Genomic DNA, 12,737 nt, shown 5'->3' with positions numbered 1-12,737 from the left:
GCCGCAGAATATATTCAGAAGGTATGACGCCACCATTATGGTGGCGTCTGCCGATGTGGGGTCAGGAACTGGCGGGGTAGCTTTCTTCAATCACCTGCGCGAAGCGCTGGCACATGTGCTCATCGCCGAGCGCATTATCAGCCAATACCTGGTCGCCATCGACAATGCGAATGCGGGCATCAAGCGGGAAATCGGCCGCTGGCTGCGGGCGGCGGCGGGCGGCCTCAATACTCTGCTGCGCATCGTGCCAGGCCTGCTCGACCGTCAAATTACAGGCGCGGGCAAGATAGTCCGGGTTAAACCCTTCACCGGTCAGGCTGCGCAGCGTCTCATCATGGGTCAGACTATTGCCGGGCTGCCAGTAATGGCGCATCAAGTCCGGGCCTATCGCCGGGTTATCCGTCAGGTAGCCATCGCGTTGCAAGAAGAAATGGCGCGTCTGCTCCACCGCCATCATCGCCAGCAAATAACCGTGGTAAGCGCACGCCGGTTCCATTGACAGCAAATGCGGAATGGCCATAGTTGGGCGCGGGCTGCCATGAATGCCGAGAATACGCTGCTCAACGGTGCGCGCCAGCTGCAAAATCGCCTCTGGCGTGCGCTCGGCATCATCCATGCTATAAAGCTGCCACTCAAAGTAAGGCACCAGCAGGATATGGCGTTCATCAAAGGCACGCATCGGCTGACGGCAGGCGATATCGGCCTGAATCAGCGCATCGGGTATCGGCTCGCCCTGCCGATTGCGGGCATAACGCACCAGCCAGTCGCCATCCTGCAACAGGCTGTCGCAAAACATCGACTGCGTTTCGGCATACGCCATCGACGTCGGCGGAAACTCCTGGGCAAAACAGGGCGCATTCTGGCGAATATTGGCAAAATGCGCCGCATGGCCGCCCTCATGAAACAGCGTATTGATGCCCTTAGCCCCGCTGCCGACCTGATCGGGTCGCGCCAGGCTGGTGAAGTTAATTTGGGCAGGCAGCCATTGACCATCATGGACAAACGGCGGCACCGGCTGGTGCATAAACCCGTTTTCATATTTGCCGGGGCGCACCAGCAAGTCGAGCTGCATCTCCGCCCCGCTAAAACTGATGTGCAGGCGTTTGAAACTCTCGACCCAGCGCGTCAGCGAGTCTGAAAACGGCAGATAGGGGTCAAGCTTTCGCGTCACGTCACCGGCGCTGGCATAGCGCACGTTCCACGCCTGCAACGCCTGCTCGCCTTTATCCGCCGCCAGTTCACGTAAACTGCGCAAGTTAGCGTCGCGGGTTTGCGCCTCAAAGCTGTCGAGAATGGCAAACAGTTGCTCCGGCGTCATGCGCTCGGTTTTATTGACTTTGTAGTCAAAAAAATTGCGATAGCCCATGCGTCGGGCAAAGCGGTTACGCAGGCTCACCAACTCGGGGAAACCATGCTGAACCAGCCAGCACTCAAGGTCGCGTAATGCCTGATATGAGCTCTGCCGTGCCGCTTCATTCGGGTTGGTGGCCTGGTTGGTCAACAGTTCGCCCAGCGATGCCGCCACCCGCTCCCCCTGCTCGTTGATGTGCGTCGGCTGATAACGTTTACGGCGACTAAACAGGTCGTTTTCAGCCGCCACCATTTCGTCCATCAACGCCTGCGCTTCGGCATCTTCAATCACATTGCAATCAAAAAAGCGATACCAGCCGTTTAAGCCGTGTAACAACTCGCGCTGCTGTTCACCGGGTGGCAGCGCCTCAAGCGCAGCGAGGTGCGCGCGCAGTTCCACCAGCCGCTGCGGGTTGGCGATAAAACGCTTCCAGGCGCTTTCCGCTTCGGTAAAACGCTCGCCGACAGACTCGTCGCCGGTGCCCATATAACGCTGCCAAAACAGGGTTTCTTTATTGCGATGCACATGCAGATAATCGCGATTCAGCGCGTCAAAATAGTCAGCTATCTGCTGCTGTGATAAATGAGACATGATTTATCCTTGGTGGAAAGCACGCGGGCACGCAACATGCGCGGCCCGCGACAGGGAATACCGTCCTGTCGCCGTCAACAGAGCCTCAGCGACAGGCACACACAATAGCACCGCTCACAATAGCACCTCTCACAATAGCGCCGCTCACGATACCAGTTGGCGATTAAGGAGAGTATGCGCCTCATCGAGGCTCTGCGCTTCGCCCGCTGCGACCAGACAACAGGCCAGTTGCAGCCGGATGGCCTGCGGCACGGCCACCTCGCCTGCCAGACAACGGGCTGTCCAGTCTGCGGTTTGCTGCGCCGATTTATCCTGCGCCAGCGTGCCTTGCGCCACCACGATATCCTGACGCGGTTGCAGCACGCGCTGCTGGTGCTGATAAATAAAGTGAATCTCCGGGCAGCGCTGCGCGCTGGCATACACTTCCCCTTCCGAGCCCTGCATCAGCAACGCCCGGCCACCGATATCATGAAAAAATGCGCCAACGCGCCCGATATACTCCGGGTGCGACACGCTGGCAAGGCGCAGCGCCGCCGCGTCATCAAACGGTGTTGCCAGCTTTGCCAGCGTATGGGCGCTGTTACGCACCCCCATACGCCAGCGTAAATCGAGTTGCCGGGCCATCGGCGGGCACAGCACGTCTATCGGCAAAAAAACCGGCTGATGCTGATCCAGCGCCTGTTGTGCGCTGTCGGCATCTTGCGCGCACGGCACGCCAAGCAGCGATAAAATCTCAAACGTCGTCACCCGGCTCGGGTCATGGCGCACACCGTGTACGACCACCGGCAGCCCCAGTTTATGCAGCAACAATGCCAGCAGCGGCGTTAAATTCGCCTGCTTGCGCGCCCCGTTGTAGCTTGGGATCACCACCGGTAACGGGCGTTGTGACGGCGGGCGCAGTGGCAGCGTTTGCTCGCGCATCGCCTGATAAAAACCGCGCATTTCAGCCTCTGACTCGCCTTTAATGCGAAAGGCGATGAGCAACCCGCCCAGTTCCAGCTCCGGCACCCTCTCATTGAGCATCTGCCTATACAACTGGTATGCCGTGTCTTGACTCAAATCGCGCGCATGATTTTTGCCGCGACCAACCTCTTTGATGATTCGGGTGTAATCCATGGTGTGCTCTCACGGGTAAGGCAAAAGTTAACAGGCAACAGCAGCCATCATCATAAGGGCATCATGGTGATTTGTCAGGGAAAAGACGCCTCGCCATCACCCGGCATGGCGCGCTGTTCTATCGGGAACACCGGCAGGGCCGCCAGCAGTTGTGCGCCATAACCTTTGGTCAGCAAGCGGCGGTCATAAATGACGATTTCGCCAAAGCAATCGTGGCTGCGAATTAACCGCCCGACCTGCTGAATCAGGTTAAACGAGGCGCTTGGCAGGCTTTGCACCACAAACGGATGGCGTTTGTGGCTTTTCAGCCATTCGCCTTCGGTGAGGATGACCGGGCTGTCTACCGGCGGAAACGCTATCTTGTGGATGTGCACCTGTGAGAGCAGTTCACCCTTGAGATCAAGCCCTTCGGCGAAGGATTGTAACCCCACCAGCACGCTGGTTTGGCCCTGCTCTACCCGCTGGCGGTGCAACTCCACCAGCCGGTAACGCGGTTTATCCCCCTGCACCAGCAACATCAGGCGCAAATCGGGCACCTCACTTAAGAACTGCTGCATCGCCCGCTGGCTGGCAAACAGCACCAACAGGCCTTTATGCACCTCCCGCTGTAGCTCGGCGCGAAAAAAGCGCGCCATTTCGGCAATGTGCTGCGCCTCATCAGCCAACAGCGGCTCATAGCGCATCTGCGGGATAACCAGCTTGCCCTGCTGCTGGTGATTAAACGGCGAGTCGAGCGCGATAAAGGTATCGCCCTCATCTTCATCCAGCCCGGAGAGCTCTTTTAAACGGGCAAAACTGTTGAGCGAGCGCAGCGTCGCTGACGTCAGCACCACATGCGACAGGTTGCGCCACAGTAAACGGTCAAGCTGGTCGCACACCCGAATACCGGCGCAATGCAAATAGAGATGCAACTGGTTATCGCGCCGTTCGCGCACCAGCCATTTTGACACCGGCGCATTGGAGGATTTCTCCAGCGCCGCCAGTCGCCATAAGTGGCTTTGCGCCTCCCAATAGCCATTGAGCCGACTGATGCGCAGCATCGCCTGGTGCAGCTTCGCCATATCATGCTTGCCGGTTTTCTCCGCCAAATCGTTTAGCAGGTACTCCGCCAGCCCGCGCAGGCTGTCGCTCAGTTTGGCCAGTTGCTGGCAACATTCGCGCATCTCGTCAGGCAACACCCCCATCGGGAAACGGTAATCCGCATCCGGCTGACTGGCGGGCAGAAACAGGCTGCTCAGGCGCTCAAAGGCCTGCAATTGCGCCCGCACCTCGCCGCACTGCTCGCCTAAGCGGTCGGGCTGCATCAAACGCGGCGGCGATTTGGGCGGAAACTGCGCCAGACAAAAACCGACCTGTTGTATCAGGTTATCCAGTTGGTATTGCACCGCATTGACGCTGACCTCGCCTGACATCTCTAACGCATCGCGCGCCACATCCGGCACATGGTGGCCTTCATCGAGCACCAGTAGCATGTTTTTCGCCGCAGGCAGCACCGAATCACTCTCCATCGCTGCCATCACCAGCGCATGGTTCGTCACCACCACATCGGCGTCTTCGATTTCGCGACGCGCCAGAAAGAACGGACATTCGCGGTAATAAGGGCAGTTGCGCGCCAGACAGTTGGCCTTATCGGTACTGAGTTGTTGCCAGAGCCTATCGCTAACCGACTCCTGACTGTGATCGCGCAGGCCATCCCAACTGCCGCTATGCAGCGTCTGCTGTAAACGCTCGCAGGTGCGGCGATCGTCGGCACTTGAGGTCTGCATCTCTTCCATAAACAGCAGCAGCGCGCCCTGCTCCGGGGCATCGCAAGCTAATGCGGCCAGGTTGCGCGGACAAACGTAACGCCTGCGGCCAAAGGCGGCGGTAAAGGTCAAATCAGGAATAAACTGGCGTAGCAGGGGTAAATCTTTATTAAAAATCTGGTCTTGCAGCGCCACGTTCGCGGTGCTGACCACCAGCGTTTTCAGCTCCGCCCGCCCGATAGCAATGCCCGGAATCAGGTAAGACAAGGTTTTGCCCACGCCCGTCGGCGCTTCAATCGCCAGATGGCGCGGGTAATCGCCCGCCAGCGCTTTGGCGACCTCGGCAATCATCTGGCGCTGCGGCGCGCGGGAGACGAAATCGGGAATTTGCTGTTGCAACGCTTTATACCACTGGCCTATCTGCTGCTTTAATGCGGGGGTAAGGGTCATGCCATCTCACTGTCAGTCTGTCCGGCGAGTATTGTCACACAGACCGGCGACGGCGTCAGCCGCCGGCTTTAAGTGACACTGTCACAACATCACGTCGAAGGTCTGGCACCGGCGTATTGACTTGTATCCCGTGTCGGAGACTCTATAATCGCCGCACGTTATCATTGCAACGTCAACGCTGGCGGTTTGCGCCCTACCCGGTAGGCCACCGCCATCCGGCCTGAATAAAAGGATTACCCGATGAATATCAAAAAGATGGGGATAAAAAAAACCGGTATTATCAGCCTGTTTGCCCTGTGTGCGCTGGGCAGCATTGGCGGGGTGATGCTGGTCGGCTACATCATTATCGTCCACGGCGGCTAACGCGCGATAACGCGCCGCGCCGAGAGCCACGCGACCGCTGACGAAAAAAAACCGGCAGCACCTGGCCGCCGGTTTACCCAACAACGCAGGCGGATTGCCTGCGCTTTATCTCTCCATCACAACAGCGTAAAGCTGCCGGTCTGAACGCGCTGGGAATCCAGCCCTATCATCACATCAAACTTGCCGGGTTCGACCACCTGTTGCATCTGGGCGTTATAGAACTTCAGCGCCTCCGGCGTGATGGTAAAGCTCACCGTCTTGCGCTCGCCCGGCTGCAACATCACTTTCTGGAAGCCGCGCAGCTCTTTTATCGGGCGGCTCACCGACGCAACAACGTCATGCAGGTAGAGCTGCACCACGGTTTCACCTGCTCGCTTGCCGGTGTTCGTCACCGTTACCGAGGCCTGCACGCTGCCGTTACGCTTCATGGTCGCCGATGACAACGCCACCGGGGAGACCTCAAACGTGGTGTAGCTCAGGCCGTAACCGAATGGATACAGCGGCCCGTTCGCCTCATCAAAATAGTGCGAGGTGTATTTATTGGGTGCCTCGGCCGAATAGGGGCGACCGGTCGGTAACGAATTGTAATACAACGGGATCTGCCCGACTGAGCGCGGGAAGGTCATTGGCAGTTTGCCTGACGGGTTGTAATCGCCAAACAGCACATCGGCAATCGCATTGCCCCCCTCGGTGCCGCTAAACCAGGTTTCCAGCACCGCATTGGCCTGCTGATCTTCGTAGCTTAAATCCAGCGGGCGACCGTTCATCAGCACCAGCACCAGCGGCTTGCCGGTGGCTTTTAATGCCGCGATCAGCGCTTTTTGCTCCGGCGGCAGCGTGATTTTGGCGCGGCTTGAGGCTTCATGCGCCATGCCCTGCGATTCGCCGACGACCGCAATCACCACGTCAGATTTTTTCGCTACTTCGACCGCTTCGTCGATCATCGCCTGCGCCGGTCGCGGATCGACCACCACGGATTCATCGTATTCGTTAAGGAATTTGATAAGCCCCGGATGATTGGTGACGTTCGAGCCTTTGGCGTAATAGACACGCGCGTTATAGCCCAGCGCTTTGCGAATGCCCTCATACACCGTTACCGCCTGCGCCGGACGCCCGGCGGCTGACCAACTGCCAATCACATCGCGTTTGCTGTCGGCCAGCGGGCCGACCACCGCAATGGTGCCGGATTTCGCCAACGGTAAAATATTCAAACGGTTTTTCAGCAGCACCAGACTGCGGCGCGCCACATCGCGCGCGTCGTCACGGTGCAGGCGGCTTTCGGCGTTGGTGTCCACCGGGTCGGTATTGGCCGCGCCGAGGTGACGATACGGGTCTGCAAATAGCCCCATATCGTATTTCATGTTCAGCACCTGACGGCAGGCATCATCGATATCTTTCATGCTGACCTGACCGCGTTTTACCAAATCCGGCAGATAACGCACAAAATACTCATCGCTCATGCTCATGCCGATACCGGACTGCACGGCAATGCGCGAGGCATCGCTCGGGTCAGCGGCGACACCGTGTTTGATAAGCTCTTTGATAGCGCCGTGATCGCTGATGGTAATGCCTTTAAAGCCCCACTGATCGCGCAGCACGTCTTTAAGCAACCAGCGGTTTGCCGTCGCCGGGACGCCGTTAATCGAGTTGAGCGACGCCATCACGCCGTAACTGCCCGCATCAATGGCAGCCTTATACGGCGGCATGTAATCCTGAAACATGCGCTGCGGGCTCATGTCTACGGTGTTGTAATCACGGCCACCTTCGGCGGCACCATACAGCGCGTAGTGCTTGACGCTGGTCATCAGCGAGTGGCGCGCGGTCAGGTCATCGCCCTGAAACCCTTTCACCGTGACGCGGGCAATTTCGCTGGTCAGATAGGTATCTTCACCAAACCCTTCCGACACCCTGCCCCAACGCGGGTCACGGGTGATATCCACCATCGGTGCCCAGGTCATGTTCAGGCCATCTTCCGTGGCTTCATAGGCCGCCACGCGCGCAGCGGTTGCCACCGCATTCATATCCCAGCTTGAGGCTAACCCAAGCCCGATAGGAAATACGGTGCGCTGGCCATGCACCACGTCGTAAGCAAAAAACAACGGAATTTTCAGGCGGCTGAGTTGCATGACCTGATCTTGCATCACGCGGATGTCCTGACGGGTAACGGTGTTAAAAATCCCGCCGACCTGACCGTCTTTTATCATCTCGCGCACGGCATGTTTCGGGTTATCCGGGCCGACGCTAATCAGGCGTAACTGCCCGATTTTTTCGTCCAGCGTCATTTTCTTCATTAAGTCATTAACGAACGCATCACGCTGTGATGATGCCGAGGCGCTCTGCGCGGCGGCATGGGTCGAAGGGGCGACGGACGTGGTGACGGCTGCGGTTTGCGCCCAAAGCGGATTGCAGGCAAAACCAACCGTAATCGCCAGTGATGTAAGGCATTTCATTGGTGGTGGTAAATCCCTGTATGCAGACGCCAGCCAGCAGGCGGCGCTCTGCCTGTAGTGATAAGACAAGGCGGCTAATGTGCCACAAAACCCGTAGCCACAACATCACTATCACGCATTTTCCCGCTGACAGTGTGATGTCAGCGCACCAGAGTGTGAGGTTGCCCTGGCAGCATCGCCGACAGGCGGCGTGTCAACGCCATCGCAAGTGCAATCGCAAGTGCAATCGCAGATGAAAAAATCGGCGCGGTAGCGCGAAAACGTGCGCGACGGGGCCGCCGCGCACAGTTGCCGACGTTAAGCCAGCGCGGTCAGCGCTTTATCGAGCGCGCCGACCAGCCAGTCGATGTCGTGCGCCTGAAAAGCCAGCGTCGGGCGTAACTTCAGCACGTTACCGTGAGGCCCGGCTACCGAGGTCAGCACCCGCTGCTCCCGCAGGTGCTCAATCACATTCAGCGCCAGCGTTTTATCGGGCGTTTTACTGTCGCGGTCACTCACCAGTTCGAAACCGATAAACAGCCCGGCCCCGCGCACATCGCCAACACTGGCATGGCGCGCTTTTAAGCCTGACAGCTCATTGAGCAACTGCGCCCCGACGACCTGGCTATGCGCCTGTAATTGCTCCTCGCGGATGACATTAAGCACCGCCTGTGCCGCCGCCATCGCAACCGGGTTGCCGCCAAAAGTATTGAAATAGGGAATTTCATCACTGAAGGCCGCCAGCACTTCCGGGCGCGCCAGCAGCGCCGACACCGGGATGCCGTTGCCCATCGGTTTGCCCATCGTGATGACGTCCGGCACGATACCGTGACGGGCAAAGCCCCAGAATGCCTCACCGGTGCGGCCAAAGCCCGGCTGGACTTCATCGGCGATAAAAATTCCGCCGTTGGCGTGAACCACGTCTATCGCCGCTTGCAGATAACCGGCCGGGCCTGGCAGCACACCATCAGAAGAGAAAATCGAGTCGGCCAGAAAACCGGCAAACTTAATGCCCTGCGCCGCCATGTCATCAATCTGTTTTTGAATCTCGGCGGCAAACCAGGCCCCCAAATCCGGCGCATCGACGCGATAGCGGTCAGGCGCAGGCACCAGACGGGTGGTGGCGGCGATTGGCTGGCCGCTGCCCAGTGCCGGTGACGCGCCAGAGGTCAGCTCGCTGGTGCCGTGATAGGCCTCGCGGGTGACGATGATGCCGGTGCCGCCGCTGTACGCCCGCGCCACACGAATCGCCAGATCGTTAGCCTCCGAGCCGGTACACATGTACATCGCTTTGGTGATTTGTGACGGCACCGTCGTGAGCAAATCTTCGGTGTAATTGAGAATGTGCTCATGCAGGTAGCGGGTGTGGGTGTTGAGCTGCCCCATCTGCTCATGCACGGCGGCTATCACCGCCGGATGGCAGTGGCCAATGCTGGCGACATTGTTGTACACATCCAGATACTGGTTTCCCGCCGCATCCCACAAATACTGGCGCTCGCCGCGCACCAGATGCACCGGGTTGCGGTAAAACAGCCGATAAGAATCCCCCAGCACTTTGCTGCGTTTATCCGTGAGTGTGCGGATCTCTTGCGTGAGCGCGGCGGCGTGTTCAGCGCGAAAACTGTTGGTATCCATAATGGTTGAGCGTGTCGCCATGATGACTCCAGATGAAGGTAAAACAGCCCGATACATAATGGCGACGTGACGCTGTTGCCGCCCCCGATAAAATCAGCCTACACTAAAAGCAACAAAATACACAAATACAAAAAACAGCAACTTTAAATTATCTCTCCTTGCCACAGCGCACTGACAACAATACGGTTAACCAGCTAGGGGGAATACGCACAGTTGCACGAAAAATCAGGGCGAGATTGTCAAAACCGGTCTGAGATTTGCATTGCTGCCAGGGATGCGTTCCGCTTGCACTAAAAACACAAAAATGCACAATAGCGGTTATTACAGCGCCTGCCGACGGGCCACATACGCCAACCACAGCGCTATCGATGTGGCAACTGCTATACTCAACCGCCCCCTTTCTGGAGATATCCGCCACATGCTTGAAGAAACTCGCCTGCACCGTATTCGCCAACTGCTTTCTACCCTGAACCGGGTCAGTACCGAGCAGATCATTCAACATCTGAACGTGTCTCGGGAAACGGTGCGGCGCGATATCCTGAAACTGGAAGCGCAGGGGGCGCTACGGCGGGTACACGGCGGTATCGTGGCGACAGCCCCGCAGCCGGAGCCGCCGCTGGCCGTGCGCCATGCCGTCAGGGAAACGGAGAAACGCGCCATCGCGCGGTGCGCCACCCAGCAATTGCGCGCAGGCCAGACGCTGTTCATTGATGCGGGCAGCACCACCACATTATTGGCTGAGGCGCTGCTGCCCCTGACGGGATTGACCATCATTACCAACAGCCTGCACGTGGCGTTAACCCTCACCCCGCCCGAAAGCGATGTTTTCCCCGCCCACGACGTTATCCTGCTGGGCGGCCAGATGGGGCCTGCGTTACAAGCCACCTGTGGCGCACTGACCGTCGCGGACATTCAGCGCTATCGCGCCGATGTCGCGCTGCTCTCCCCTGTGGGTATCGCCAGCCAGTCGGGTGCCAGCAGTTTTTCACACCATGAGGCGGCGATTGCCGGGGCGATGGCGCGCGCAGCCAGACAGCGCATTGTGCTGGCGGACAACAGCAAAATCGGTATCACCAGCCGGGTGATTTATGCCGCGCCCGGCGATATCGACCTGCTGATAACCGATGCGCAGAGCGCCGATAATGCCGATTTTCCGGCGCTACAGGCTATCTGCGGGCAGGTTTTATTGGCATAAGCGGGCTAACCTTGACGGGTGATTTCATGCTACACAGAACCGTGTGTATCTGATTGTGGAGGAAAATATGTATCAGCTTTATATCGCCAACAAAAACTACTCATCCTGGTCGCTGCGCCCGTGGCTGCTCCTGCACGCGCTGGATATTCCCTTTGCAGAGGTGCTGACGCCGTTTGCAGCGGGCGTCGAGCAAACGGCGTTTAAGGCGTTCTCGCCTACGGCGAAAGTGCCCTGCCTGGTCGATGGCACGATACGAGTCTGGGACTCGCTGGCGATTACCGAGTACCTCGCTGAAACCTATCCCGCCGTCTGGCCGCAAGACAAAACGGCCCGAGCCTGGGCACGCAGCGCGACTGCGGAAATGCACTCCGGTTTCCATGCGTTGCGTAACCAGTGCGGCATGAGCTGCGGCGTGCGCGTACAACTGCATAGCGTGAGCCCGGCGCTGGCGCATGATATTGAACGCATCAATCAACTGTGGCAGGAAGGGTTAACGCGGTTTGGCGGGCCGTTTCTGGCGGGTGCATCCTTCAGCGCGGTTGATGCGTTCTTCGCACCGGTGGTGTTCCGCGCACAAACTTATGGCTTACCGCTGACGGAACCCGCTGCGGCTTATGCGCGCCATCTGCTGGCGATGCCTGCAATGCAAAACTGGTATCAGGCCGCGCTGGCAGAAACCTGGCGCGAAGCGGCCCACGAGGAAGACGTATCCACATCTGGCGTGATCACCGCCGATTTACGCGCGGTATCCTAACCGCGCCGCCATCATCAGCCATCATTGATGGTTATCAGTGGTCATCGGTGGTCATCAATGACAGCACAGGCCGGGGTTGCCCCCGGCCTGCCCACAACGATTCAGGACTGGCGCGACGACAACGCTTTTTCGCGTTTATAACTGAGCGCGGCTTCAGGCACCGGGCTGATTTTGCCGGTTTCCAGCCAGTTGCGCAGCCGGTTGGCGTCAGCAAAATGGGTGAACTTGCCAAAGGCATCCAGCACCACCAGCGCCACCGGCCTGCCCTTAATCACCGTGCGCATCACCAGACAGTGCCCGGCCTGATTGGTAAAGCCGGTTTTGGTCAGCTGAATGTTCCAGTTCGAGCGATAGATTAAGTGGTTGGTATTGCGAAACGGCTCACTGTAAACCGGATGGGTGAAGGTCGCCGTTTTCTCCTGCGTGGTACTCAGTTGGCTCAACAGCGGGTACTGGCGCGAGGCTATCAGCAATTTGGTTAAATCCCGCGCGGTGGAGACATTACTGGTCGATAAGCCGGTCGGTTCCACATAACGGGTGTGAGCCATCCCCAGCGCCTTCGCCTTGGCATTCATCGCCGCAATAAACGCCGCATAGCCGCCGCGATAGTGATGGGCCAGACTGGCGGCCGCACGGTTTTCCGATGACATCAAGGCGAGCAGCAGCATGTCATGACGGCTGATCTCACTGCCCAAACGCACGCGTGAATATATCCCTTTCATCTCTTTGGTCTGGCTGATATCGACCGAGATCCGCTCATCCAGCGGCTGATTGGCATCCAACACGACCATCGCGGTCATCAGTTTCGTCACCGACGCAATCGGCACGACCACATCAGGATTCGTGGAATAGAGCACCTCACCATTGCCCAAATCGACCACCATGGCACTGCCGGAAGCAATTTCCTGACGAGCAGGCGCCTGCTGTGTGAGGGGCGTTTTGGCGAATGCCGGGGGCAGAAGGCTGAATGGCGAAGAAAGCAACATCAGTCCAGCCAGGGAAAATCGAATTTTTTTATTCATTATTCAATAGATTAAATACTGTACGGTTAACGAAAAACAGACGGCGCATTATAATGCGCCCCAGAATAGTGCGCATCCGACAGCGA

The 12,737-nt window shown here is 58.2% G+C and carries 9 protein-coding genes; 3 read left to right on the top strand and 6 right to left on the bottom strand.

Features of this window, described 5'->3' with window-relative positions; all coding sequences use genetic code 11:
• Nucleotides 1-61: 61 nt before the first annotated feature.
• The 3 genes from O1Q98_RS00160 to dinG all read right to left on the bottom strand — a co-directional run bounded on the left by O1Q98_RS00160 (nt 62) and on the right by dinG (nt 5,253).
• Nucleotides 62-1,942, bottom strand: a complete 1,881-nt coding sequence (locus tag O1Q98_RS00160; protein WP_125259833.1) for a M3 family metallopeptidase — start codon at nt 1,940-1,942, stop codon at nt 62-64.
• Between the two features lie 144 nt (nt 1,943-2,086).
• Nucleotides 2,087-3,058 (bottom strand): DNA-binding protein YbiB, encoded by a 972-nt coding sequence (ybiB, locus tag O1Q98_RS00155; protein WP_125259834.1) that lies wholly within the window; start codon nt 3,056-3,058, stop codon nt 2,087-2,089.
• Between the two features lie 74 nt (nt 3,059-3,132).
• Complete coding sequence (gene dinG / locus O1Q98_RS00150; protein WP_125259835.1) at nt 3,133-5,253, bottom strand: ATP-dependent DNA helicase DinG; 2,121 nt, start codon at nt 5,251-5,253, stop codon at nt 3,133-3,135.
• A gap of 240 nt (nt 5,254-5,493) precedes the next feature.
• Between dinG and O1Q98_RS00145 the strand changes: the two genes are divergently transcribed.
• Nucleotides 5,494-5,616, top strand: a complete 123-nt coding sequence (locus O1Q98_RS00145; RefSeq protein WP_416232419.1) for a hypothetical protein — start codon at nt 5,494-5,496, stop codon at nt 5,614-5,616.
• Nucleotides 5,617-5,732: 116 nt separating this feature from the next.
• Here O1Q98_RS00145 and bglX read toward each other — a convergent pair whose 3' ends face one another.
• Both bglX and O1Q98_RS00135 read right to left on the bottom strand, forming a co-directional pair.
• A complete protein-coding gene (gene bglX / locus O1Q98_RS00140) occupies nt 5,733-8,066 on the bottom strand; it encodes a beta-glucosidase BglX (protein ID WP_125259836.1) in 2,334 nt (777 codons plus the stop codon).
• Between the two features lie 297 nt (nt 8,067-8,363).
• Nucleotides 8,364-9,701, bottom strand: a complete 1,338-nt coding sequence (locus O1Q98_RS00135) for an aspartate aminotransferase family protein (protein WP_125259837.1) — start codon at nt 9,699-9,701, stop codon at nt 8,364-8,366.
• A gap of 397 nt (nt 9,702-10,098) precedes the next feature.
• Between O1Q98_RS00135 and O1Q98_RS00130 the strand changes: the two genes are divergently transcribed.
• Nucleotides 10,099-10,875, top strand: coding sequence for a DeoR/GlpR family DNA-binding transcription regulator (locus O1Q98_RS00130; protein WP_125259838.1), 777 nt, complete (start codon nt 10,099-10,101; stop codon nt 10,873-10,875).
• A gap of 67 nt (nt 10,876-10,942) precedes the next feature.
• Nucleotides 10,943-11,629, top strand: a complete 687-nt coding sequence (locus tag O1Q98_RS00125) for a glutathione S-transferase family protein (RefSeq protein WP_125259839.1) — start codon at nt 10,943-10,945, stop codon at nt 11,627-11,629.
• A gap of 101 nt (nt 11,630-11,730) precedes the next feature.
• Here the strand turns inward: O1Q98_RS00125 and pbpG are convergent, their stop codons facing one another.
• Nucleotides 11,731-12,651: a D-alanyl-D-alanine endopeptidase gene (pbpG, locus tag O1Q98_RS00120; RefSeq protein WP_125259840.1), complete on the bottom strand. Its 921-nt coding sequence runs from the start codon at nt 12,649-12,651 to the stop codon at nt 11,731-11,733.
• Nucleotides 12,652-12,737 lie beyond the last annotated feature (86 nt).

The organism is Dickeya lacustris (assembly GCF_029635795.1).
Classification (GTDB): domain Bacteria; phylum Pseudomonadota; class Gammaproteobacteria; order Enterobacterales; family Enterobacteriaceae; genus Dickeya; species Dickeya lacustris.
The sequence above is the reverse complement of the archived record's forward strand: the minus strand, read 5'-3'. Positions and strand labels throughout refer to the sequence as shown.